The following is a 25,456-nucleotide window of genomic DNA, read 5'->3' on the forward strand; positions in this document are numbered from 1 at the left end:
CAAGAATGAGTGATGTTAAAAAAAGTGTAGATTATATTTTTCATGGACTTGATGCACTTGATATCCTGCTTTGTTCCAAAGAAGCCGAAAATCTTAATGTACGTAATATTGTCGGTCTTCTGCACCCGCTTATTGAAGACGCTAAAAGGCGTGCTCACACAGAAGTTACCGCAAGAAGTTCAAGTAAAGATAACGATTAACAATTATTAGTTTATAAGGATTTTCAGGATATGGACTTAAAATCTCTTGTTTTAACACAGCTGTCCCCTTTGGTAGAGTTGTATAAGCATTTTCACTCAAATCCAGAACTTTCCGGACAGGAAAATAATACTTCGCGTGTGCTTGGTGATCAACTTGAGACTTGCGGGATTAAAGTTGTCCGTAATATCGGTGGATTAGGAATTGTCGGAATTCTTGAAAATGGAGAAGGGCCGACAATTATGATTCGTGCAGATATGGATGCACTGCCGATTATTGAAAATTCAGAAGCTGATTATGCCAGTTCTGTTACAGTACAGGATAGTTCCGGTAATTCTGTAGGGGTTATGCATGCATGCGGTCATGATTTACATATGACTGCTCTTGTAGGAACCGCAAAAACTTTATCAAAACTGAAAGAGAATTGGAGTGGTAAGGTTCTGTTTGTTGGTCAGCCTGCTGAGGAGCCGATGTCCGGAGCAAAAGCCATGATTGAAGACGGCTTATTTAAAAGATTTGGACGTCCGGATTATTGTATTGCTACACATGTTTATCCTAAACTTCATGCCGGATCAATTGCTGTTAAACCTGGTCCGATAATGGCCGGGGTTTTTCAACTGAAAATAGTAGTTCGCGGCGTAGGCGGGCATGGCGCTTTTCCGCATGAAACTCGTGATCCAGTTGTGCTTGCTGCCAGAATAATTTCTTCTCTTCAAACAATAGTAAGCAGGGAACTCAGTCCTCTCAGTCCGGCTGTAGTTACAGTTGGTTCGATCCACGGCGGGACCAGAGCTAATATTATTCCTGAAGAAGTTGTTATGGAATTGACCTCAAGATTTTTTGATGCGGAAAGCCGTAATCGTATCATGAACGCGATTAAACGTATCTGTCGCAATGAAGCATTGGCTATGAATGTTCCTGAAAATCTTTTGCCGATTATCACTTTGAAAGATGGTGATGAACTACCTGCTACTATCAACGACGCTAATCTCTACGCAATAGTTAAGGATGCCGTAATAGAGCATTTGGGCGCAGATCATTTTGTTGAGTCAGCTATGGTCATGGGTAGCGAAGATTTCGCGCTCTACAGAAATTCAGATGGGGTTGAAATTCCCAGTTGTCTGTTTTTTACAGGAGCAACCAGCCATTCAGATATGGAATTATTTGAAACAGAATCAATTGATCCGCCCAGCATTCATAATAGTAAATTTCTTCCACCACCTGAAGAAACTATTGCTACCGCTGTTACAACATTGGCAGCTACAGCATTAAAATTATTAGATCTGCATAAATAATTAATAAATTTAATTTTAAAATTTTAGACAGATATTAAAAATAGAAACGGTGAGTTCTGTTTATAAAAAAGGCTGTGAGATTAACCTCACAGCCTTTTGATTTAATGATAAATTCTCAGCAGATTTCAATTTTAATCAACTCTATAGTGGCAGCCTATACTTTCTTTGTTTTTTACCGCTGCTGCGGTGACAGAAAGCGCGGCCTGGCAGCCATGGAATAAATCAACAATCGGACGACTGACAGGGGTCCTTTTGTAAAAGGATCTCAAGTCTCTGTTAAGATTTTGCAGGTCGTACATTGCGCGGCTTAGACGTGCTGTTGATCTTGTTATTCCGACATAATTCCACATGATACTCCGAATTAACATCCAGTCCTGAGCAATCAAAGCCGGATCTTCATTTTCATTTGTACCGGAATTTTCCCAGTCCGGGATTGCATTCATCAATTTTTTGCTGATAGATGTTTTGCTTGAAACCTTTGCGCCTATATCTTTACCAGCTTCAAAACCCCAGAACATTCCTTCGAGCAGTGATGTTGATGCAAGCCTGTTTCCACCGTGCAGTCCTGTGCAGGAACATTCTCCGACTGCGTATAATCTGTCTAAGGTTGTTCTTCCTTTTTCGTCTACAAGAACACCCCCGCAGAAGTAGTGGGCAGCTGGAACAACGGGAATAGGTGACTTGGTAATATCAGTACCAGCTTCAGCGCAAGTTCCGTAAATTGTAGGAAATCTCTCTTTTAAATCATGCTTAACAAAGTTTGCAGCATCAAGATAAACGCATTCTTCTCCGGTTCTGAGCATTTCTTCCTGAATTGAACGGGTTACGATGTCACGCGGTGCAAGGTCTGCTCTAGGATCATAGCGCGGCATAAATGCCTCACCATAACAGTTGACCAGTTTGGCTCCCTCGCCGCGGACTGCTTCAGAGATCAAAAATCTACGGCTCGCTCTTGAGCGTGTGCCCTGATAAAAGGCTGTTGGATGAAATTGAACCATTTCTGAATTTATTACTCTGACTTTTGCGCGGGTAGCCATTGCTACACCGGACCCTATTGAACCGGTAGAGTTAGTCGTATGTAAAAAGATCTGACCGAGACCGCCTGTTGCTAATATGGTATAATCGGCCAGTATTGTTTCTACTGCATCTATCGCTTCATTATAAACATACGCTCCAAGGCATTTATTGCTTAGGCAATATTTAAAATCTGTTTGTCTTGCATGGTGATGGTTGGTCAAAAGGTCAACAGCAGTTCGCTGAGTGCAGATAGTAATATTAGGAGTGTTTTCTACCGCTTTTGCAAGGACTTCCATTATAGAATATCCAGTATGATCAGCGCAGTAGAGTATGCGCGGGACAGCGTGACCACCTTCACGCGTCAGGCTGTATTCACCATCACTGTGAGCAAAAGGCACAGGATATTTATCCATAAGCAGATGCTTCAAAGCTTCCGGAGCATTTTTTGTCAAGGTACGGATTGCTTTGATGTTATTATAGTTCCAGCCTGCGGTCAGAATGTCTTTTTCAAGAACTTTAGGAGAATCGCCGGGACCGGTATATACAATACCTCCTTGCGCGAGTCTTGTGTTACCGGTGAAAAGGTCTTCACCCTGAGTTAACAGTGTAACTTCGATACCTTTTTCCGCTAGAGTTAAAGCTGATATGCAACCGGATATTCCTGCTCCGATAATTAAAACATCAGTTTTCATACGGTTATCTTGCATTCGATTTATCTCGATTGACGGTTGCCATGATGGTTTCCGGCTAAAGGTTAATTAATTTGAATCACGCGCAGACCTTAAGCATCCTTTCAAGGGCAACTTTGGCAGGAATTCTGATGTCGTCTGAAACGTCTTCAAATTTTGCAGTCTCAATATTCTTGAGAAGTTCGGCAAGTTTCTGTTCAGTAATTTTGGCCATATTACTGCAAAAACTCACACTTAAAGGAATGATGTTTTTGTCATGAAACCGTTTAGCCAATCTGTTTACCAAATTGGTTTCAGTTCCGACAATTATAGTTGAACCGAGTGGAGCTTCGGTTACATACTTTATGAGATAGGAGGTCGAACCGTTACCGTCGGCCGCCTTAACCAGTTCCGGAGGACATTCAGGATGCACAATAACTTTTGCGCCCGGATGTTCCTGACGAAGTTTTTCAATTTGAGAAAGTTTAAATCTTTGGTGGATTGCACAGAGACCCGGCCATATTAAAAGCTGCTTATCCATAGTCTCTTTAGTATCAAAATTTGCGCCTTTATTCCGAATATCTAAAATTAATCTTTTTTCCTCTGGAATGCCAAGTTTGTCCGCTGTATTCAGGGCAAGATTTTTATCAGGAAGAAAAAGAACCCCGTCACCTCTTTCAAGTGCCCATTTCAGCATTTTTTCGGCATTTGCAGAGGTGCAGACCGATCCGCCATGTTTACCGCAAACGGCTTTTACGGCTGCGGGAGTGTTAACATAAGCAAGCGGAATAATCTTCCGTCCGGTTTCGTTAAGTATTTTGGATAAAACAGTGTCGACCAGTTCCGCGGGGGCCATATTCGCCATTACGCATCCCGCTGAAGAGTCCGGTATGTATACTTTTTGATTATCTTTACGGACTATGGCCGCAGATTCAGCCATGAAATGTACACCGCAAAAAACAATGTATTCGGCATCAAGTTTTTCAATCTGTCTAGCCAGCTCAAGTGAATCACCTTTTAGATCAGTGTGTCTGATTATTTCATCAGCCTGATAATGATGCCCGAGAATTGCCAGATTTTTTCCGAACTTCGCCCTTAAATCGCTGATAGTTTTGGAATACATTATATAAGCCTTAGATTGAATATATTTGCATGCTCATGTCTGAACATTTTGCAGAATGCGTGATTCTTCCAACAGAAATATAGTCCGGTCCAGCTTCCGCCAGATGCGCAATTGTTTCAAGAGTTACATTTCCACTTATTTCAGTTTCAATAGAATCCGGAATAGTTTCTATGGCAGCTTTTGCTTCATCAAAAGTCATATTATCAAGCATGATACGCTCAACATTGCAAGATACAGCTTCATCAACTTCCTGCTGCGTGCGGCATTCAACTTCAATTGGAGGGCATGGTTCATATTTACGGCGGAGTTTTTCAACTGCAAGCGTGATGGAACCGGCTCTATCTATATGATTGTCTTTCAGCATCAACATTTCAACAAGATTTAAACGATGATTTTTCGCGCCGCCAATCAGAACCGCATATTTCTCAGGATAGCGAAGACCAGGAATAGTTTTTCTTGTGTCCAGCAAAATTGTTTCACAATGGTCAAGCGCCTGAACATATTTATTGGTAAGAGTCGCAATCCCGGATAGGTGGGAAACAAAATTAAGAATGACTCTTTCGGCTTTGAGGAGTAGAGCAGCAGGACCTTGGATAGCCGCAATCATTGTTCCGGCAGAGACTCTATCTCCCTCATCAACATTTAAATGAACTTTGCAGACTTTTTCTTTGTCCGTGAATTCAAGTATGAGAGGTATGAGCGGAAGTCCGGCAACAATTGTTTCTTCTTTCGCAATGATCTGAGCATTCGCCAGATCTTCAGGTTCAAATAACCCCTGTGAAGTCAGATCCGGTCCATCTTCACTAAGTGCTATTCTAATTGTTGCTAAAAGGAAGAGTTTTGCTTCAGCCTGAAAAAATGTATCAAATGTATTATCAGTCATATTTTACCTGTAAAGATTTTATAACATAAGGTTTAAGAACGATTAGCACTTTTTTGGTATCTGTTTTTTCTCGTAGACACAAGAGCTGGGAAGTTTTTCACAAGGTGTTATTTTAAAAGTACATACTTAGATATTTTGACCTTTGGGTGTATTTAAGATAGTTGGAGCGCAATGCGAAAGGAAAAAGGAATACCTGAACACCTCAGGAAATGGCAGGAACACGGCAAAGGACTCGGCGGTGAAGTAGACCAACGGGTTATAGATGCAATGCATCCTGCGGATGCTGCTGACCATATCGAAGAATTAGGGCTGGAAGAACAGGTCAAGTTCATTAAACAGCTTCCAATTCGCGATGCCGCTGACTCTATTGCTGAGATGGAAAGATATGATCAGCGTGAATTGATCGAAAGGCTTAACATCGGTATGTCTGCGCGTATTTTGGAGTATATGTCTCCAGATGATGCGGCAGATATTCTTGAAGAGCTCGATGATGATTTACGTGAAAGTTTGTTGCGTCAAATAAAAGCAGAAGACAGAGAAGAAATTTCAACGCTGCTTACTTTTGACCCTGATACCGCCGGTGGTGTTATGAACACTGAGGTGGCAATTCTTCTTGAAGATCTTACTGTCGATCAGGCAATTACCTCTATCAGGGCGGAAGTTGAAGATAAAAGTATTCCTTATTATGCATACCTTGTTGACCGAAGAAATCATCTGACCGGAGCAGTTTCCTTACGTGATCTTCTTGTTGCCCGTCCCGGTAAAAAAATTAAAGAACTTATTCATAATCAGCATTTAATTTCGGTTACTTATGAAGTTGATAAGGAAGAAGTTGCCAGACTTATAGGGCATTATAATTTTCTTGCAATGCCTGTTACAGATTTTGACCATAGATTACTTGGCGTTGTTACTGTTGATGATGTTATTGACATTCTCAATGAAGAAGCCAGTGAAGACATGCAGTCAATGGTTGGTGCCGGTACTGATGAAACTATTGATTCACCATGGGCTTATTCGGTTAAAAAACGTCTTCCTTGGCTTGTTTTAAACGTTGCAAACTCGGCTATTTCTGCTTGGGTTGTGCATCTGTTTGAAGGAAATATTGCAAAAATGGCTATTTTGGCTGTTTTGATGCCGATTGTTGCAAATCAGGCAGGTAATACAGGGCAGCAGGCTCTTGCTGTTATGATAAGGCAATTTGCAACCGAAAAATTTGATCGTGTAAAATCTTGGACCGCAGTTTTCCGTGAACTTAAAATCGGCCTTGTGAATGGTTTCTGCGTCGCTTTGCTGGTTCTTTTTGCAGTTTACATGTTTACGCAAAATGCACCACTTGCAATGGTAATGTCCGGGGCATTGTTTCTTGATATGATAATAGGAGCGGTCGTCGGTGGAGCTATCCCGATCATTCTTAAAGAATTCGGCCGCGATCCTGCGCAGGCGTCTTCGATATTTCTTACGACAATTACCGACAGTTTAGGCTTTTTTTCATTACTCGGTCTAGCCGGTATCTTTTTACTCTAAACCACCCATATTTTTTAATAAGCTTAAATGAAAAGCCCCTCTACCTGATGGAAGAGGGGCTTTAAAATTTAATCCGGTATAAACGGGATTATACGAGTTGAGCCATAAGAGTTTCTTTAATAGAATCAATAGAACCTTCGCCGTTGAGTTCAATATATTTGAAGCCGGCTTTAGGTGCGAGGTCTTTATAGAAGTATGCAGCTGCAATAGTTCCGGTCTTTTCATCATAGTAGATGTCATGACGTTTGTTGATAGCATCAGCATCCTGGTCATCAGCGCGTTCGGTAAGAGCACCGCCGCATACGCGACATTTGTCTCCATCAGGTTTGATAGCGTCGATGAATTTGTTGTTAGGATGGTTAGGATCATTTGCACAAAGGCGGCGACCCATGATGCGGTTTTTAGCAACTTCACGAGGAAGAAGAATTTCGATAACGTAATCAAGTTTTACGCCGTCTTTTTCCAGAGCTTCCCAAAGTTTCTGAGCCTGCACGATAGAACGGGGGAAGCCGTCAAGCAACCAGCCGTTTTCATCAGAAGACTGAAGAACGTCAAGAACCATAGGAATAGTGATATCATCAGGTACGAGCTCACCCTTTTCAATGAATGCCTTAGCTTTCATTCCAAGTTCAGTTCCGCCACCGATATGTTTACGGAAGATAGCTCCGGATTCGATATGATCAAGGTTAAATTTCTTTTTAGCAAGCGCACCCTGAGTTCCTTTACCACTACCGTTAGGTCCAAAAATAAGAATATTCATTGTAGTCCTCCTAATGAATTAGTAACAAATTTCACAAGGTTTAAACCCTGCCGCTTACACTGTCAATATCTCTTAAGAATTTTGAACAGTATACCTTGTTTTGTTATGGTAGCAGTTTTCCCAGCGGGGAATTGGAAGACGGATCCTGTTTTTCGAGCGGAGTATGCATTCTCAAGAAGATTTATGGTATCGGCGAGGGCATGTCCTTTGCCGAGCATTTCAATAATTTTCTTAAAAAGTCGACATCTTACGGCAGAGTGGCTTTTATTGAGCAACGAACTGGGAGCTAATATTTCGCCGGATTCAGATCTTTCCAGTTTATTTAAGCACTTCGATATTTCATGGTTCCAGTAATCCATATCTTGATCAGCCTGATTTTTCAGACGTGAAACAGTGGTTCCGAAATTAGGATTTTCTTCCATCAGTAACGGAATAATCCGGTTACGGACGCGGTTTCTGGTCCATGCGTTTGAAGAATTGCTTTTATCTTCCCGCCACGTGCAGTCAATGCTTTCCAGCAGATCTTTAAGTTGCTGTTTCTCAGTTGTAAGCAGAGGTCGAAGGAGTTTTCGATCAGGATCATAGGCATCCATCCCGCCGAGCGCAGGCCAGCCTGCACCGCGGATAAGACGCATTATCACGTCTTCACCAAGATCCCCGAGGTGATGTGCGAGTAGTAGGAATGATGTATCAAATTTCTTCATGCATTGGTTGAAGAAATCGTACCGCAGAATTCTGCCGGCTTCCTCAAGTCCCATTGAATTTTTGCTGGCATAGTCACTTACATTTTCAGACTTACATGCGCATGGAACGTCGATATCTAAGCATAAATTTTCGACAAACTCTCTATCCTTATGAGATTCATCCCGAAGATTATGATCCACATGCGCGCAAAAAACCCTGCCACCGCATTTTCGGGTTAGCAGGGTTGAGATGATCAGAAGAGCTGTAGAGTCTATTCCGCCTGAAACAGCTACAAGCAGTTTTTTTGATGCAAAGTTTGTGTTTGATTTCAGATTACCAAACTTTTCAATATCAAGGCATAATCTTGCATGCACAGAATCAAGTTCTTGAATTGATACAGGTAGTTTTATCATTATTAAGAACTCATATAAAATTGTCTGCCTTGATCGGATGAGAAATCATAATTATAAAGAAACTTCGAGATCATTGATGAAATTATCAAGATAATCGAGCATATGGTTACGCTGCTCTGGTGTAGCATAACAAACGCAGGAACACCGCAGCTTATTCCGTGCACGAACAAGAAGCTCAAGTTTAAGTTCGTTCTCAAGTACTTCTAATGCCATGAAGTAGGGACCGCACTCTCCAAGGTGTTCTTTCTGTTCATCCTGCAAAAGGCTGTCAGGTACCGGAATATAGAAAATTCCGTCCAGTCCGCCTGTAAATTCAAGTTCTTTAAGAGCGTCAGTTATTTTTTTAAGATCTTCTTCATATATGTCTTCAAGCAGGTAATTTCTCATTTGTGATCTTCCTAAAATTTAATCTTTTGATTTCTTGCGTTTACAGTGAGCATCAGGTGGAATTGTATCATTATCAAGATTAAACATGCGCCGTGCTAAATCAATAAATCTTTCAGCCGCGCCTTCTTCTTCTGTTCTGCGTTTTAAAAATATAACAGGTTCATGAACAAGTTTTTTGCCGATTGAAAGGGCCATGGTTTCAATCGCATCACGTGTTTCGTCATCTATATTTCCAAGTCTTTTTAAAGTCTTGGCTAATTCTTTTCTGGCTACATTTTCACTGCGATCGAAGAGATCAACAATGGTTGGTTGCAGATCAAGAGAATTCAGCCAGTTGCCGAAAGAGAGCGTTTCCGATTCAACAATGGAGCTTGCTTTGACTGCTTCATCTTCACGCTGAGACATGTTTTCTTCAACAACATCTTTAAGATCATCAATATCGTAAAGATAAACGTTGTCGAGGCCATTAACATCAGGATCTATGTCACGCGGAACGGCAATATCAATAAAGAACATAGGTTTAGACTTACGTTTTTTGATTACCGCTTTCATGTCCTTAGCTTTAATGACAGCATACGGGGCTCCTGTGGAACTTATGATGATGTCAGTATCGCTTAGACAGTCGTAAAGATTTTCAAACGGCACAGCTTCACCGTTCATAGTTTCTGCAAGTTCTTCAGCTCTGGCAAAGGTTCTATTGGTGATGCGGATCTTTTCGACACCGCTTTTAAGCAGGTGAGTTGCAGCTAATTCTGCCATTTCGCCAGCTCCGATAAGCATGGCTTTTTGTCCTTTGAGTTCGCCGAAAATCTTCTTGGCAAGTTCAACCGCTGCGTAACTTATTGATACTGCGCTTGAAGCAATTGATGTTTCTGTGCGTACTCTTTTAGCCACAAAAAAAGACTTATGCAGGAGTCTGTTGATTATGACTCTGGCGGCTCCGGCTTCAACAGCTTTTCGATATGATTTTTTAAGCTGTCCGAGAATTTGCGGTTCGCCGACGATCATTGAATCAAGACTGCTGGCAACTCTGAACAGGTGATTAACTGCTTTTAAATTTTTATAACAATATGTGTTTGGTTCGAGGTCAATTTTTGAACCGCAGCATTTGTCAGCCCAGTATGCGAGGATTTCATTTTCAGTGAATTCTTCTGAACATACGACAAGGATTTCAACTCTATTACAAGTGGAAAGAGCCATGACCTCGCGAATTCCCATATCAAGGAGTCCATTTTCAAACTCATCAATATTGGTCAGTGCGTAGCGTTCACGGACATCAACACCTGCAGATTTGTGGTTGAGCCCAATAAGGTAAATATTTTGGTCCATAAAAATTAGACTTTAAAGCTATGGTGAGTAGGTACAAAAAAGTTGATGCCCCACAATGAGATCATGGTGATGAGGAAAACTATTATCACCAGAATTGCCGGTTTTCGACCTCTCCAACCAGCGACTAAACGCTGATGAAAGAGAATTGCAAATAAAAACCAGACCACTATCGTTACTACTTCCTTCGGGTCCCACGAAAAAGTCTTATTGAAGGTTTTGCTGGCCCAGAGGAATCCTGCGGCAAGTCCCAGTGTATAAAGAGGAAATCCTACCATGATGGACCAGTGATTTACTCTGTCAAAGGTATTAAGAGAAGGCATTTCTTTACCTAAATTGGAAAGATTCGCTTTCGTTTTAATTTTATTATTTAAGTAAAGGAAGGCAACACCTGCTCCTGCAGCCATTGCCATCAAAGCAATACTCAAAAAGATGGTTCCGATATGGAGACCGATAAAGAGGCCTACAAGGTGAGCCGGTAGCTGCTGAACTTTTAAACTTTGCGTCGCAAGGGAAGCGATAAAAAGCAAAAGAGCCAGCGGAGAGGCCGTTAAGGCAAAAAAAGTATTTCTGACTTTCCACCACAGGGCAAAGTAGACAAGAATGAAACTCCACCCAAGCAGGCTTAAATAAAAGAAACCGTCTGTAAAAACAGTAAATTTATAAAGTGTCACTGCAAGCAGCAGGTCGACCGAATGCAGTGCAAAACCTCCGATAGCGCAGAGGTTGCCCAGCTTTCCCATGATCTTATTATTCTTCAGGGTACCTCCGATAAAGAAGATCATTCCCATCAAATATAAGGCGATGATTAAATATTGGAAAAACTCAAATAAAGTCATCAGTTAACTCCGGAATGTGTGAAACAAGTTCATCCGGCAGGATTTCAGCCAATAATTCATTAACACGGCTTAAATTTCCTGCTTCCAGTTCATCTAAAATCGGAGACGCAACAAGATGTCTGAACAAAGCCGTGTTTTGGCTTGTTTCCTCGCCAAGGTCAAGGACCATAGGTCGTAATCTTCCCATTAAAGTAAGAAATTTTGCGTAGTGATCACCGAAAATACCTTGTAGATCACTGCGTATTTTTTTTGTAAATGCAGGGCTGTTGCCACCTGTAGATACAGCAAGAGTAAGATCTCCCTGCCTTATTACCGATGGAACGATAAAGTTGCTACCTTCAGGGTAGTCCGCAATATTACACAGAATTTTTTTTTGCAGACAAAGATCCGCAATCATCTTGTTTACACCTGCATTGCTGGTGCAGGCGAATACCATAAACATTTCATCTAAATCAGAAGGATCAAATGCACGTTTTTCTATGAAAACACGAGGATCTTCCCCAATGCGCAGCATTTCAGGAGAAGGGTCGCAAGTGTCAACAACTCTGATTTCATCTGGATTACACTGCAAAAGAGATTTAAGCTTGCGAAGCCCGACTTCTCCTGCACCGATAAGCAGACATTTCTGATTTTCCACTTTAAGTAAAATAGGGTAGTACGTCATAGAGCTTGGGTATAGCAAAATGGAGCCCTCATTGTAAAATGACAAAGCACAGATAAACATATATATTTTTAGGCGGAATAATTCTGAAACAAATGGAAATTTTTATGAAACGAGCACTCGTTGTACAACTTACAAGGTTTGGTGACCTTGTCCAGACCAAGCGGCTTATCCTTACACTAACGCGTCGTGGATTTGAAGTTCATCTCTGTGTCGACCGTTCGCTTAAAGATCTGGCTGAAATCATTTATCCTGATTGTGTCGTCCATGCTCTGATTGCGCACGGTACCGGGGTTAATGATAATGGTATATCCTCGACTTTTACAGTTAACTACAAAATTTTTCAGGTTCTTGAAAATATTAATTTTGATCAGATTTACAATTTAAATTTTTCATCGATGAACTACGCGCTGTCTTCGCTTTTTGATTCTAAAAAAGTAGTGGGACATAAAATGATTAATGGACAGACTGTTAAGGATCCTTGGTTTGACCTGGCATTTCGCTTTGCAACGGAAAGACGTAGTAACATAAATATCGTAGATTACTGGGCTGCACTAAGTCCTGAAATGATTCCGGCTTCAGATGTTAACCCGGTTGCTATTCCCGGAAACGGCGGAATAGGGGTAGTAATGGCTGGACGTGAATCACGTCGCTCACTTCCGTTTGATGTTTTTGCTCCGCTGATTTTAGCTGCAAGGTCGGCTAATAAAAATAAAAAGATATTTTTACTAGGTGGTTCCTCAGAAAAAAAAGCCGGCGAAAAACTTCTTAGTAAACTCCCTCCATCTATAATTAAAGATACCGTTAATCTTATAGGTAAAACAGATTGGAAAGAACTTGTAGAATCTGTTTCAAATCTTGATTTGTTAATGACACCGGATACCGGAACCATGCACTTGGCAGCACATTTAGGAACCCCGGTTTTAGGTTTCTTCCTTTCCTCTGCATGGTGCAGTGAAACTGGACCTTATGGAAAAGGGCATACCGTAATTCAGGCTGATTTTGATTGCTCTCCGTGTGTTGAATCTCAGCCTTGCTATAATGATTTAAAATGTCTTGGGCCATTTAATAACTCAAACTTGGCGAGATTTATTGTTACACGTAAAGCAGAGCATTTACCGCACGGGTTGTCTGTTTTTGAATCTGAGTGTGATTTTTTAGGAACTAATTACGTTTTAAAAGCAGGGCAAGACATCGGTTCCAAACGTCGTGATAGAATACGGCAGTTTATTGGTTGTCATCTTGGTATACTTGATCTCGGTGAACATGGACCTTTTCCTGAACTGGCGGAAAAGTTTTATAAAGAAAAAGACTGGGTAACAGGATCGAGGTTAGTATGTTGAAAGAAAAAATTATGAATTCAAAAAAAGTATTGAGAATATTGGTTGTGCTGCCGCTTTATGGTGGATCTTTGCCGGTTGGAAGGTTTTGCGTCGCCGCGCTTAAAGAGATGGGGCATCTCGTCGAAACTTTTGAAGCCCCTGAATTCTACGATGCCTACAATGCTCTTGATAACCTCAAAGTCACTTCTGACAGGCATCAATACTTACAGAACAGTTTTCTGCAAGTGTTGTCACAAGCCGTTTTGGCCAAGACTGAAACATTTGAGCCGGACATGGTGCTTTCCATGGCCCAGGCTCCGCTTACCCATCAGGCTCTTAAAAGGCTTCGCCGCGATAACGTTTTAACGGCCATGTGGTTTGTTGAAGACTTCAGACTTTTTACTTATTGGCAGAGTTTCGCGCCGCTTTATGATATTTTTGCAGTGATTCAGAAAGATCATTTTTTTGATAAACTTAAGGATATAGGAGTTGAAAACACTCTTTATCTCCCTTTGGCGGCGCATCCTGAATTTCACAGGCCGCTTGATATTAATTCAATTGATACACGTAAGTATGGCTCTGATGTCTCGTTCATGGGGGCTGGGTACCCTAACAGGCGTATGGCTTTTAGAACTCTTATCCACCACGGCCTCAAAATTTGGGGTTCTGAATGGGAAGGAGATCACGTCCTTGATAAGTATATTCAGCTTGGCGGCCGTAGAGTGTCGTCAGAGGAATGCGTAAAAATATTCAATGCGACAAAGATTAATTTAAACCTTCACTCTTCTATCAATGTGGATAATATTGTCAGTGATGGAGATTTTATCAACCCACGAACTTTTGAGATTGCCGCTTGCGGAGCCTTTCAATTAGTGGATCGTCGAAAGCTTATGCCTGAAGCTTTCAAGGATGGCGAACTCGCCTATTTTGATAATCTTAAGGATCTTGATGATAAAATCAGCTATTTTCTGGATCATCCGGAAGAAAGAAAGTCTTATGCTGAAAAAGGGCGCAAAAGGGTTCTTGCTGATCATACGTACGTAATCCGAATGCAGACACTGATTAATTTCGCTACGGAAAAAATTTTAGGATGGCCGAAAGAAAGAGAGTCTGATACATTTTTTGGACAGGATTTCCCTGAGGATATAAAAAATAATGTGATACAACTGATAGAGAAGTTAGGATTGCCCCTAAGCGTTAATTTTGAAGATCTTGTCAGTGCAGTTCGAATGCAGCATGGTGAATTAAGTCCTCTTGATACGGCAATTTTATTCTTGGACGAATGGAAAAAAACATACAAAAGATAAGCATTATGTTTTTTTATAATATAACAATTATTCAATTAATGCTCTTATTTTGTAATTAAATTTTAGAGAGACAAATTTATGGCGGCACTTTTTTCAAATAGAGGCTTTAGTGGCGGAATTAAAATTTCCATGCTGGAGTTTACTCAATTAAGAGATATTATTTATGAATTATTCGGTATTTTCCTGAACGATAACAGAAAATATCTTGTGGAAAACAGATTTTCCGCTCGCATAAATGAGTTAAATTTAAAAAGCTTTAAAGAATACATTGATTATATAAAATATGATAAAAACCGGGTAGTTGAATTAAATAAACTTGCTGACCTCATTACAACAAATGAAACAAGTTTTTTCAGAGATAACCCGCAGCTTAAAGTTTTTACAAATGATTCATTGATGGAAATTCTTGATGCCAAACGTAAGTCAGGGCGTTTGGAACTCAAGATTTGGTCCGCAGGATGCTCATCAGGTGAAGAACCCTACACATTATCAATGATTCTACATGAAGTGCTGAAAACAGAGCTTCCTAAATGGCGTATTCAAATTACTGCCACGGATATTTCATCTTCTGTAATCGAAAAAGCTAAAAAAGGTGAATATACAAAATATGCGTTGAAAACGACAGAAGCTGCTATTACAAAAAAGTATTTTACAGAAAGTGAAGAAGGAGTTTATCAGATCAGCCCTGAAATCAAACGTCTGGTAAGGTTTGATAAGATCAATCTGAATGATCTTACCGCGCTAAAAAAAGTGCCTAAATCTGATATTATTTTTTGCAGAAATGTGATAATATATTTTGATAAAGAAATGAAAAAAAGAGTACTTAGAGCTTTTTACGACAATTTAATAGAAAGTGGACATTTATATGTCGGCCACTCTGAGTCTTTACATACGATAACAAATACCTTTAAAGCCAAACATCACACGGGTGCTATCTCTTACAGAAAGGTATAAAATCTGGCTTTAACTTTATTTTATGAGGTGTTGCGATGCGTACTGTAGGCATTGATGATCTTGAACCGGGCATGATTTTAGCTAGAGACTTACTTCAATCAGGGAGATTGCTGCTTCCGAAAGGTTCAGTAATAACAAACAGTAATATAACTTTTTTTCAGCGGCAGGGTATAGGAAAAATTACTGTTTACAGTTCCCCTAAATCTGAACCTGATGAAGAAACTCTCAAAAAATCATTCGGATATGTTCGTGATTACTTTATGTTTGTAAACCATGATCATCCTGCGATGATTAAGATGTTTGATATAGCCGTTTACAGAACTGCCATAAAACTTATGGAAGGGTGGACTCTTCCTACGTATGAAGAGCAAACTGTTTCAGAACTTGATGACATGCGAGATCTTTTCTTCCGTGATGAAGGTAAAGTTGAAGATGTTGTTGATGCTGAAATTAAAATTGCTTCTTTTCCGGATATTTTCTTTAAAGTAAAAAAAGTTGTTGATAATCCGAAAGCTTCTGCTCAAGAGATTGCAGCTGTTGTCGGGCTTGATGTAGGTATTTCCACTCAGCTGTTGAAACTCGTAAATAGTCCTCTTTATGGATTCCCTTCCGAGGTCAACTCACTTGTACGCGCTGTTACTCTTGTCGGCAGCAGAGAGCTTTGCACTCTTGCTTTGGGGCTTTCAACTATAAGTTATTTTAAAGACATTCCGCCTGAACTTATTGATATGCGAACATTTTGGATGCATTCATTAACTTGCGGAGTTTTTTCTAAAATTATTGCTGAAAAGGTGAAAGGAGTTATTCCTGAAGTAATGTTTACCGCCGGATTACTGCATGATGTCGGTAAACTTATCATTTTTAAAAAAATGCCGTGCAGCTCTATTCAGGCAATGCTTTCTGCTCGTGAAAATTTTATTCCACTTGTTGAAGCAGAAGATATGACTTTGGGATTTAACCATACTCAAGTAGCAAAAGACATGCTGAGAAAATGGAATTTTCCTACAGAATTAACTGAAATTATTAGTAATCATCATTATCCGCACACGGAGGAGTATAAACTTCAGGCAACAATTCTTCAAGTTGCGGATAATTTAGCGAATGCTATCGGTATTTCTGACGGCGGAATGTATGTGCTTCCCGGGATTGAAGACGGAGCATGGGAATTGCTCGGAATTGACGCGGAAAGCCTGACAGGTATTGTTGAAGATTACGACCTCCAGATTGAGGAACTTTTCCAAGCTTTTTTTTGCTGATAATAACAAGATTACGAGTAACAACTGCCGTTACCGTTTGAGCTTGGCAGATAAATTGTTACGGTTGTCCCTTTAAGTTCTCCGGCACTTTCAATGGAGATTTTTCCGTGATGTTCGAAAATAATTTTTTTAACAAGCGAAAGTCCCATGCCGATTCCTTTCGCTTTTGTTGAGAAGAAAGGATCGAGTACATAAGGTAGGTATTGAGCTTCAATTCCCATCCCGTGATCAATTATTTTAATTGATATAATGTCTTTTATTTGGGAAATTTTAATTCTGACATCAGTTGAAAGTTCCGGTGTAAAATTACTGCAATTCAGTAAAAGTTCAATAATAGCAGAAATAAACAAATCATGGTCTACTCTTAGAAAAGGTATATTACTTTCCAGTTTAACGGTAATATCTTCACCTATTTCTGATAATATTTTATTCGTAATTTCAACTGCGTGTCTGAAAATAACATCAGTTTCAACTTCTGTAGTATTTGCTGTTGGAATAGTGGAGTAGCTTCTTACAGCCTTTACCAGTTCTTCCAATTTCTTTGCTTCTTCAGCAATTACCTTAATATCTCGATTCAAAGGATCATCTGAAGGTAGTTTTCTGGAAATTAAATTCGCAAGTCCACCGATGACTGTTGTGGGGTTTAAAACTTGGTGAGCAACGGCTTGTGCGAGACTATCAAGCCCCGCTGCACGTTCTTTTTGCAGTTCAACATTTCTGGATAACATCTTCTTTTCCCGTTCTTCAGAAAGATAAATATCTGTAACGTCTTCAAAAAGAAAAACCATTCCTAACGTGTTTTCATCTTCTGTAAGAAAAGAGGAGGTTATTGATAATCTTTTAGTGCACTTTTTATTATTAAGACTGAAAAAAACATTATGCTTCCGTCCGACTTCCTGCTCTGTAATAGCGTCAATAATAACCTGATTAAATTCTATATTATGAATATCATCAGTAATAAACAATTCACCCCAGCCGCTTCCGATATGTTCCTCAAGAGTAAGCCCGAGTATTTCGCATGCGGATCTGTTCAGAAAAATAATTTTCCCTATATTGGAAATAACCATTAATCCGGCGCTAAGACTGGTGAGAATATTTTCGATAATAATTTTTTTTAACGATGACATAGCCATTCCTGAGATAGAGTTTTATTTATAATAATACACTCCACATCGAAAACTGGCAATATATAACACTAAAGAAGCAGAGAAGTTATTTTTTAGAATTCCGGCTGGAAGGAGGTTCCATTCTTGGGTGCGCAGATCTTTTCTGACCTTTTACCCATGCGTTAAGACGAGGTTCTTCACCTTGATCTTTCGATTGATAGAAAGAACGTTCAGAAAGTTCAGGCGGCAGATAACTCTGCTCAACCCAAGCCTTGGGAAACGAGTGCGGATATTTATAATTGCGGCCATATCCCCATTCTTTTTGGATAGCAGATGTGGCATTTCTAAGATGAAGTGGAACAGGGAGCATTCCGTTTTGCCTTATTTCCTGCTTCACTGTATGATAGGCCGCATAGGTTGTATTACTTTTGGGAGCAAGCGCGAGGTATACAACTGTTTCCGAAAGAGGAATAAATCCTTCAGGCATACCAATAAATTCAACAGCTTGCTGACATGATACGGCCAATGTAAGAGCTGAAGGATCAGCAAGACCTACATCTTCACCGGCAGAAATTATCAGCCTGCGGGTGATAAATTTTGGATCTTCACCGCTTTCAAGCAAACACCCCAAATAATAAAGGGCCGCATCCGGATCACTCCCGCGTATTGATTTAATCATGGCTGAAGCTAATTCATAATGTGAATCACCATCACGATCACCGCGGATAATTGTTTCCGGCAGGATTGCTCTGAGTTTTTCAGGTTCTCTTTTTTCTTCAGGAAGCTGTGACGTGTACTCAAGCAGATTAAGAAGAGTTCGACCGTCTCCGCCTGACATTGAAGAAATAAGATTCAAACTTTCATCCTTTAATTCAAAGCCCAGTTCCTCAGTTGCTCTTTTAGCAATATTTACTAAATCCAGCTTAGTCAGAGGACGAAGCCGTAGAACATGAAGTCGTGATAAAAGCTGCTTTGTAACGCTGAACGAAGGATTTTCAGTTGTTGTAGCCAGTAAAGTTATTTCCCCGGATTCTAGAATCGGGAGGAAAAAATCCTGTTGAGCTTTTGAAAAACGGTGAAGCTCATCAAGAATGAGAATATCCATTCCGGCAAGTTGCTTTCTAAGTGCAGCAATCCCGGCTTCCGGCGCACTTAGTCGCATATAATGCCGACCTGTTGACTGAGCGAGAAGCAATGCCAGTGTAGACTTTCCGCATCCGGGAGGACCGAAAAGCAATAAACTCGGTAATCTTTTTGATCTTTCAAAGGCTTCAATGCGTTCACGAAGATGCACCTGTCCTACAAATTGAGATAAAGTAGTAGGGCGTATACGATCGGCAAGGGGCTGGTTATCAGTTAGCTCAAGCTTCACTGGAGAATCTCCGTAGGGGATGAAATTTTATGAGGATTGCTTTTGTTTTTCAAGGTAGGCCGCTCCAAGACATAAGAGAGCCGCAGTTTCCCACCGTAGAATACTGTCCCCGAGACTGCATTTTTTAAATTCGTTATTTAGCAGTAATTCTGCTTCATGTGCACTGAATCCGCCTTCCGGCCCAATTACTGCCAAAGTCGATTCTTGCGCAAAAACGCCATAGTCCGGTACAGTTTCTATTTCAGCCTTTTCCCATAAAATAATTTTATTAGAGAACTCTTTGGATTTTTCAATCAAAGCTTCAATATTTCCCGACAATGTTTCAATTTTAGGAAGCCAAACATTTCCGCATTGCTTAGCCGCAGCAACATTCTTTTCATGCCACGTATCTTTGGGAATTTCAGGAACTTTGCCCTGACTGAATTCACTCTGGAAAAAAATAAGCCCACGTGCTTGAAGTTCAACACTTTTTTCCAGTAACCAATTTCTTCTATTAGATTTATTCCAGCCGATAGCCAGAGTGAGACCGCGAGAATCATTTTGAATGCTTTCACTATCAAGCTGTAATATTACGCGGTTTTTAGAAATGCTTTCAACTTTGAAGAGACCTTCTCTGCCGATCCCGTCAAAAAGCCGTACAGAGTCACCTTCGCGGGTGCGAAGGACTTTGCACATATGTCTGGCTTCACTACCTTCAAGTATAAAAGGTGAAATCCAATTTTCCGGTGAGATATAAAATGAATTTAGGCGGGCCATTTTTTTAGTTAACCTGTTAAAAACTGGAGGCCGGATTTTTCCGGCCTCCAGTAAAATTAAGATTCCAGATTAAGAAGATCCTCGTATGTCTCTCTTCTGCGTGCAACGATAATATCATCTCCATCAACAATAATCTCAGCAGCTCTGAGGCGTGAGTTATAGTTGGATGACATTGTGAAGCCATAAGCTCCGGCGGAATATACGGCAAGAAGTTCACCCTGTTTCATTTCAGGCAGTTCGCGATCATGAGCAAGAAAATCACCGGATTCACAAATAGGGCCGACAACATCAACTTCTACATTTGACCGATCGTGTTTCACAACTTCGGATATGTTGTGGAACGACTGATAAAGAGAAGGGCGGATGAGATCATTCATTCCGGCATCTACGATAAGGAAATTCTTTGTAGGGGTGCTCTTGGTATAAATTACTTCAGTAACCAAAATCCCTGCATTTCCGGAAATAACTCTACCGGGTTCAAGTATAACTTTAAGGTTTCGACCTTCAAGTGCTTTTGTTAATGCTTCACCAAATTCTTTAGGGTGAGGAGGCTGTTCATCATCATAAGTGATACCGAGTCCGCCGCCAAGGTCAAAATGACTGATTTCAATGCCAATATCGGAAAGTTTATCTTTAAATGCCAGAAGTTTATCAAGAGCTTCGAGGAAAGGCTCAATGGTTGTCAGCTGTGAACCGATGTGACAATCCATTCCGATTGGTTCGATATTAGATAATTTTTTTGCTGTTTGATAAGCAGTAAGAGCGGTCTCCATATCAAGGCCGAATTTATTCTTTTTCATTCCGGTAGAAATGTAAGGATGAGTCTTTGGATCAACGTCAGGGTTGATACGGAAACTGATTCTGGCCGTTTTATTCATAGAGATTGCGACTTCATTGATATTATGAAGTTCCGCAACAGACTCAACGTTGAACATAAGTATGTCGGCTTTAAGAGCTTCAGCAATTTCGTATGCTTTTTTACCTACGCCGGAGTAAACAATGCGGTTAGCAGGAACACCTGCTTTAAGAGCTCTGTATAATTCTCCGCCGGAAACAATATCCATCCCTGCGCCTTGTTCGGCAAGCAACTTAAGAAGGCTTAAGTTGGAATTAGCTTTTACTGAGAAACATGTGAGGTGATCCAAACCATTAAAAGCTGAATCAAAAGCTTTAAAATGTCTGCGAAAAGTTGCAGCAGAATAGACATAGAGTGGTGTGCCGTACTCTTTCGCCAATTCTGAAATATTTACATTTTCTGCGAAAAGTTCATTATTTTTAAATTCGAAATGATTCATGATCCAAGAACTCCATTCTCTAAATTAGGGGGTGACTATATATACGTCAGAAATGACGACTCCAAGAGCTTCATAGATATTTCGTCCGACAACTCTGTAGCGGTAGCTTTTATTCGGATCAAGTCCGCATTGACTGAATACGAAAGTAGAACCGTCTGATTGGATACCTTCTGAACCGGGGGTGAATTGCTTGCGAATAGCAGGGAAGAAAGGACAGGTAGGACAACCTTCTCCCGGACCGTCTCCGTCAGCTTGAAACTGGAGGCTTAAATTGTCAACATTTTTAAAAGCACCGTTAATCTTAACCGCTACCTTAAGACATTCACCGGTTCTACGGCCTGTAATCGAAGCAAAACTGAAAATATCCTCATTATTCTGAGGAGAAGGCCACATTTTTACTCCGCAACCGGTTACAGAAAGTAACGTAACCATTAAAAGAGTCAGCAAAAAACATTTTTTAAAGGAAAAACTTTTCATCAATTATCTCCCAGTGATTTTTTCCACTGATTCAGCAGAGTAATAGCTTCAATCGGTGATAATCCATTTATATCAAGATGACGAAGTTCTTTAATTATTTCGTGATCTTCAGGTGGAATATCCTTTTTATCATTTGTGCCGGAAGCAATCATTCCCGGCAGTATGCTTTGCACAATAGTAGTCTGTGTGCCGGAGCGCAAGTTGCTATCATGTGATTTTTCTTCGAGATTCGCAAGAATTTCTCTTGCCCGTGAAACAACAGGTTTTGGAACACCTGCTAGTTTAGCGACTTCAATACCATAACTTTTGTCAGCAGGTCCCGGAACAAGGCGTCTTAAAAAAAGAATATCACCTTTCCATTCCCTGACAGCAATATTGAAGTTCCTAAGCCCGTCAATAACACCTTCAAGAGAAGTCAGTTCATGATAATGCGTTGCGAAAAGTGTGCGAATACCACCGCGAGCTCTTTTTGAAAGTTCTTCCACAACAGCCCATGCTAAAGCAAGCCCGTCAAAGGTACTCGTTCCGCGTCCTATTTCATCAAGAATAACAAGACTGCGTTTTGAAGCCTGTCTTAAAATGCGAGCTGTTTCCATCATTTCAACCATGAATGTGGATTGCCCTTGCGCTAGATTATCCGATGCTCCAACCCTTGAAAAAACGCGGTCCATAAGTCCGATTCGCCCACTTGAAGCAGGGATGTAGGAACCCATCTGGGCCATTATTCCCATAAGTGCAATTTGCCGAAGAACAGTTGATTTACCAGCCATATTCGGACCGGTAATAAGCAAAATACGGCGTTTTTCATCAATTGTAAGGTTGTTGGGAATATAGTTTGCAGAACCTTGCACAGCTTCAACAACAGGGTGACGACCTTCTGATACGACAACTTCCATTCCGGCATGTACTTCCGGGCACACCCACCTATTGATGCGGGCAGCTTCAGCGAGTCCTTGCCAGAAATCTATTGCTGATATGGCATCAGCCATGAACATAAAACGGCTGCGATTTTTGGCGACTTCATCTCGTATAGCTTGGAAAAGATTATATTCCAGCTTCTTACGCTGTTCAGATGCTGAAATAAGTTTATCTTCAAGCTCTTTTAGCTGAGGAGAAATATATCTTTCACAGTTTACAAGGGTCTGGCGTCGTTCAAAGTAATCAGGCACCTGTCCTTTGAATGCTTTTGATATTTCAAAATAATATCCGAAAACTTTATTATACCCGATTTTAAGCTTCGGCAGATCGCAACTTTCTTTTTCATGCTCAAGCAGCTCTGCAAGTTTAGCTTCGCCGTGCTCTGTCAGCTCAATAAATTCGTCAAGTTCAGCGTTGTAGCCAAGCTTGAAAAGACCTCCCTCCGTAATCACCGGAGGCGGGGAGTCTACCATTGCTTTTTCTAAAAGGTCCGTAACGTCAGACATTGAATCCCATTTGGCGACAATAGTCCTAAGAGCCTGCGCAACTGCGATAGAATTAGTTTCTTCAACTGACGTAATTGCTGTTTGCAGTTCATACTGCATCGGAGGTAAATTTTTAAGACTCTCTTTGAGACTTATAAAATCTTTAGGATTGGCTCTACCGAGAACAACACGTGTCGAAAGGCGTTCCAGATCGTAAATAGTATCTAAAAGTTTACGGATCGTTGCGCGTACAGAATCATTCTCATAAAAAAAAGTTACCGCTTTTTGATTATGTTCGATCGGTGCCAAATCGCGCCAAGGCTGCTTTAAGCGGGTAGAAAGAAGTCTTCCGCCCATAGGAGTCATTGTTTTATCTAAAACAGCTAAAAGTGTGCCTTTGCCTGTTTTTCCGTCAAGGCGTCTGAACAGCTCAAGGTTTCTTTCGGTTACTTCATCCAGTATCATATATTTAGATAAGCTTAGAGGTCTAAACTCACCTAAATGGCTGAGCTCCTGCATCTGTGTCTGACGAAGGTAAGCAATAAGTGCGCCGCAAGCCTGTGTCAGTTGCGGTTTATCTTCAAGATCAAGTGCTTCCAGATCAGCAACATTTTGAACTTCTAAAATATTATCACGGGCTGTTTTCAGATTAAAAAATCCGGCAGACGGGGCAGGGGTTATGCGTGCATCTATCTCCCCATAATGGGTAGGAACAACTTTGCCCTGCTGAAGAATAAGTTCTTTCGGGCCGACCTTTATAGCCCACTGCCATAAATCGGCTTCCGTTTTACTTAAAACTCCACTCCATTGCCCTGTAGAAAAATCTATCCAGGCAAGACCGCCGGCAGACTTTGCTTCGTCCCAGATAAGGGCGGCAAGAAAATTGTTCGCTTTAGCACTTAGCGTAGAATCTTCAACAACCGTTCCGGGTGTGAAAATTCGTGTTACAGCTCTTTTAACTAATCCTTTTGCTAACTTAGGGTCTTCAATTTGATCGCAAAGCGCAATTTTGTAACCTTTTTCAAGAAGACGTGAAAGATATGCATCTACAGCATGATGCGGAACACCGCACATGGGTGTTTTCACTTCGGAGTTAGGATTTCTACAGGTAAGCGAAATCTGCAGCTCACGGGCAGCGATCTCCGCATCTTCAAAAAAAAGTTCGTAAAAGTCGCCCATCCTGTAAAAAAGGAGTGAGTCGGGATGATCTTCCTTAATCTGGAGATACTGCTCGAACATCGGGGTGAGTTTAGGTGTGCTCACAATATTATCACTAGGGGTTATTGGTTCAATTCTTTGCGAAACGTTATTGAATGCCAACTGCGGCATCTGGGACAGACAAAGAAAATTCGATCACGTTTGAAACCGCAACTTGAACAGGTGAATCGCTTAATGTTGTGGGCAATGTTAACAAAAAAATCCAGCTGATTTTTAAATGACGGAGTTAACTGCTGTTGCTCCTGAGCAAGATTAAAAAGTTCAAGTCTGGCTAGCCAGAAATTTTGATTAAGAATCAGCGTCTTTTCAAGCCAAAGGCTGGCTTCTTCATCTTTTTTGCATAGCTGGAGAAGTTTTGCTCCGTAATAATGCATACTGACATCAGGGTCGGCAGCTTCGATTTCTTGAACCATCACTTCATAAAACGAATAATTCTTAACTGTGTCAGCGGTTGAAATACTTGTTGGAGTATCTCCGAAAATTGTTGATTCACTCAGAAGCCCTTCAACCAGTACAAAGCGTAGATGTCTGGGAATGCTTTGAAGTGCTTCACGAAATTTTTTTCTGAATTTATCAAGTGAACCGTTTTTCTTGAGTCTTGCCAGAATTAACAACCATGACTCAGTAGAGCTAGGATAAATTCGCAATGCTTTTTTAAGAGTATCAAGTGCAATGTTTTCATCACCGTAGCTGAATTCAGCTTCTGCACATCTGGCTAAATAGTGGGATTCCTGAAGTGGCTGGTTGAGTTTAGAATAGTAGAATGCCGCTTTTTCAAATTCTCTGCTTCCAGCAGCAATGATGGCCAGTTCAGTTAAAATTTCCGGAGATTCTCCTTCAATTTCCTGAGCCTTTTCAAAGGCACTTACCGCACGATCTAGAAAACCGCCGCGACTGAAATCTCTTCCAAGCTCATAAAGAGCACGTGCTTTGGTTGCAGGGGCCAGCCCCGGGCGTACAATCAAGCTGTTTCGGATTTGCGCGGCCCTTTCAATCTCGCCTTGAGACCTGTAAAGGTTACCAAGTGCAAGATAAATTTCAACGGCCTCGGGGGTATCCTTTACAGCTTTACTGAGTTCATCAATAGCTGCGCGAGTATCAGCAAGGCCCGTTTTAGTTTTAGCCGCAACAGATGAATGAGACGGCGCCCGATTTTCGGACGCCGTCGTTTTTTTCTTCCTGAATAAGCTAAGTAAAGACACTTTAACCTCG

The 25,456-nt window shown here is 40.8% G+C and carries 23 protein-coding genes; 7 read left to right on the forward strand and 16 right to left on the reverse strand.

Annotated elements, in window-relative coordinates:
• Positions 1-5 precede the first annotated feature (5 nt).
• Together B9N78_RS03110 and B9N78_RS03115 are read left to right on the forward strand one after the other, a co-directional pair.
• Positions 6-200, forward strand: coding sequence for a hypothetical protein (locus B9N78_RS03110; protein ID WP_085098137.1), 195 nt, complete (start codon positions 6-8; stop codon positions 198-200).
• A gap of 30 nt (positions 201-230) precedes the next feature.
• On the forward strand, positions 231-1,493 hold the full coding sequence (locus B9N78_RS03115) for a M20 metallopeptidase family protein (RefSeq protein ID WP_085098140.1): 1,263 nt from the start codon (positions 231-233) through the stop codon (positions 1,491-1,493).
• A gap of 131 nt (positions 1,494-1,624) precedes the next feature.
• On the opposite strand, the gene nadB is transcribed toward B9N78_RS03115, so the two are convergent.
• From nadB to nadC, 3 genes are all read right to left on the reverse strand, one after another.
• Positions 1,625-3,217 carry an L-aspartate oxidase gene (gene nadB / locus B9N78_RS03120; RefSeq protein WP_085098143.1) on the reverse strand — a complete coding sequence of 531 codons (1,593 nt, stop codon included), beginning with the start codon at positions 3,215-3,217 and terminating at the stop codon, positions 1,625-1,627.
• A 61-nt stretch (positions 3,218-3,278) separates the two neighbouring features.
• A complete protein-coding gene (gene nadA / locus B9N78_RS03125) occupies positions 3,279-4,301 on the reverse strand; it encodes a quinolinate synthase NadA (protein WP_137982476.1) in 1,023 nt (340 codons plus the stop codon).
• Between the two features lie 10 nt (positions 4,302-4,311).
• Complete coding sequence (nadC, locus tag B9N78_RS03130; protein ID WP_085098148.1) at positions 4,312-5,184, reverse strand: carboxylating nicotinate-nucleotide diphosphorylase; 873 nt, start codon at positions 5,182-5,184, stop codon at positions 4,312-4,314.
• A 171-nt stretch (positions 5,185-5,355) separates the two neighbouring features.
• On the opposite strand from nadC, the gene mgtE reads away from it, so the two are divergent.
• Complete coding sequence (mgtE, locus tag B9N78_RS03135) at positions 5,356-6,708, forward strand: magnesium transporter (protein ID WP_085098152.1); 1,353 nt, start codon at positions 5,356-5,358, stop codon at positions 6,706-6,708.
• Positions 6,709-6,796: 88 nt separating this feature from the next.
• Here the strand turns inward: mgtE and B9N78_RS03140 are convergent, their stop codons facing one another.
• The 6 genes from B9N78_RS03140 to B9N78_RS03165 all read right to left on the reverse strand — a co-directional run bounded on the left by B9N78_RS03140 (position 6,797) and on the right by B9N78_RS03165 (position 11,799).
• Positions 6,797-7,468 (reverse strand): adenylate kinase, encoded by a 672-nt coding sequence (locus B9N78_RS03140; protein ID WP_085098155.1) that lies wholly within the window; start codon positions 7,466-7,468, stop codon positions 6,797-6,799.
• 62 nt (positions 7,469-7,530) lie between these two features.
• On the reverse strand, positions 7,531-8,565 hold the full coding sequence (gene tilS / locus B9N78_RS03145; protein ID WP_085098158.1) for a tRNA lysidine(34) synthetase TilS: 1,035 nt from the start codon (positions 8,563-8,565) through the stop codon (positions 7,531-7,533).
• Between the two features lie 51 nt (positions 8,566-8,616).
• Positions 8,617-8,952 (reverse strand): hypothetical protein, encoded by a 336-nt coding sequence (locus B9N78_RS03150; protein ID WP_085098161.1) that lies wholly within the window; start codon positions 8,950-8,952, stop codon positions 8,617-8,619.
• An 18-nt stretch (positions 8,953-8,970) separates the two neighbouring features.
• Positions 8,971-10,281, reverse strand: coding sequence for a glutamyl-tRNA reductase (gene hemA / locus B9N78_RS03155; RefSeq protein WP_085098164.1), 1,311 nt, complete (start codon positions 10,279-10,281; stop codon positions 8,971-8,973).
• 5 nt (positions 10,282-10,286) lie between these two features.
• Positions 10,287-11,117 carry a cytochrome C assembly family protein gene (locus B9N78_RS03160; protein ID WP_085098167.1) on the reverse strand — a complete coding sequence of 277 codons (831 nt, stop codon included), beginning with the start codon at positions 11,115-11,117 and terminating at the stop codon, positions 10,287-10,289.
• The gene (locus tag B9N78_RS03165) at positions 11,104-11,799 is read right to left on the reverse strand and encodes a precorrin-2 dehydrogenase/sirohydrochlorin ferrochelatase family protein (protein ID WP_245805447.1); all 696 of its coding nucleotides are present in this window, start codon (positions 11,797-11,799) and stop codon (positions 11,104-11,106) included. The genes B9N78_RS03160 and B9N78_RS03165 overlap by 14 nt, the downstream gene beginning before the upstream one ends.
• Before the next feature lie 86 nt (positions 11,800-11,885).
• Between B9N78_RS03165 and B9N78_RS03170 the strand changes: the two genes are divergently transcribed.
• The 4 genes from B9N78_RS03170 (at position 11,886) to B9N78_RS03185 (ending at position 16,617) form a co-directional block, all read left to right on the forward strand.
• Complete coding sequence (locus tag B9N78_RS03170; RefSeq protein WP_085098172.1) at positions 11,886-13,121, forward strand: glycosyltransferase family 9 protein; 1,236 nt, start codon at positions 11,886-11,888, stop codon at positions 13,119-13,121.
• An 11-nt stretch (positions 13,122-13,132) separates the two neighbouring features.
• Positions 13,133-14,407, forward strand: coding sequence for a CgeB family protein (locus tag B9N78_RS03175; RefSeq protein WP_085099276.1), 1,275 nt, complete (start codon positions 13,133-13,135; stop codon positions 14,405-14,407).
• Between the two features lie 78 nt (positions 14,408-14,485).
• Positions 14,486-15,361, forward strand: coding sequence for a CheR family methyltransferase (locus B9N78_RS03180; RefSeq protein ID WP_085098175.1), 876 nt, complete (start codon positions 14,486-14,488; stop codon positions 15,359-15,361).
• A 35-nt stretch (positions 15,362-15,396) separates the two neighbouring features.
• Positions 15,397-16,617 (forward strand): HDOD domain-containing protein, encoded by a 1,221-nt coding sequence (locus B9N78_RS03185; protein WP_085098177.1) that lies wholly within the window; start codon positions 15,397-15,399, stop codon positions 16,615-16,617.
• Positions 16,618-16,628: 11 nt separating this feature from the next.
• On the opposite strand, the gene B9N78_RS03190 is transcribed toward B9N78_RS03185, so the two are convergent.
• The 7 genes from B9N78_RS03190 to B9N78_RS03220 form a co-directional block, all read right to left on the reverse strand.
• Positions 16,629-17,744: a sensor histidine kinase gene (locus B9N78_RS03190; protein WP_085098180.1), complete on the reverse strand. Its 1,116-nt coding sequence runs from the start codon at positions 17,742-17,744 to the stop codon at positions 16,629-16,631.
• A gap of 85 nt (positions 17,745-17,829) precedes the next feature.
• Entirely contained in the window at positions 17,830-19,095 is a 1,266-nt protein-coding gene (locus B9N78_RS03195; RefSeq protein WP_085098185.1) for a replication-associated recombination protein A, read from the reverse strand.
• Positions 19,096-19,122: 27 nt separating this feature from the next.
• Positions 19,123-19,851, reverse strand: a complete 729-nt coding sequence (locus B9N78_RS03200) for a 16S rRNA (uracil(1498)-N(3))-methyltransferase (protein WP_085098188.1) — start codon at positions 19,849-19,851, stop codon at positions 19,123-19,125.
• Between the two features lie 56 nt (positions 19,852-19,907).
• A complete protein-coding gene (gene lysA, locus B9N78_RS03205) occupies positions 19,908-21,146 on the reverse strand; it encodes a diaminopimelate decarboxylase (protein WP_085098190.1) in 1,239 nt (412 codons plus the stop codon).
• A gap of 24 nt (positions 21,147-21,170) precedes the next feature.
• Positions 21,171-21,623: a hypothetical protein gene (locus tag B9N78_RS03210; RefSeq protein ID WP_085098193.1), complete on the reverse strand. Its 453-nt coding sequence runs from the start codon at positions 21,621-21,623 to the stop codon at positions 21,171-21,173.
• Positions 21,623-24,265 (reverse strand): DNA mismatch repair protein MutS, encoded by a 2,643-nt coding sequence (gene mutS, locus B9N78_RS03215; protein WP_085099280.1) that lies wholly within the window; start codon positions 24,263-24,265, stop codon positions 21,623-21,625. Before mutS ends, B9N78_RS03210 begins: the two co-directional genes overlap by 1 nt.
• 41 nt (positions 24,266-24,306) lie before the next feature.
• Positions 24,307-25,446, reverse strand: a complete 1,140-nt coding sequence (locus B9N78_RS03220; RefSeq protein ID WP_085098196.1) for a tetratricopeptide repeat protein — start codon at positions 25,444-25,446, stop codon at positions 24,307-24,309.
• Positions 25,447-25,456 lie beyond the last annotated feature (10 nt).

The sequence above is a fragment of the Desulfovibrio gilichinskyi genome (assembly GCF_900177375.1).
Taxonomy (GTDB): Bacteria; Desulfobacterota; Desulfovibrionia; order Desulfovibrionales; family Desulfovibrionaceae; genus Maridesulfovibrio; species Maridesulfovibrio gilichinskyi.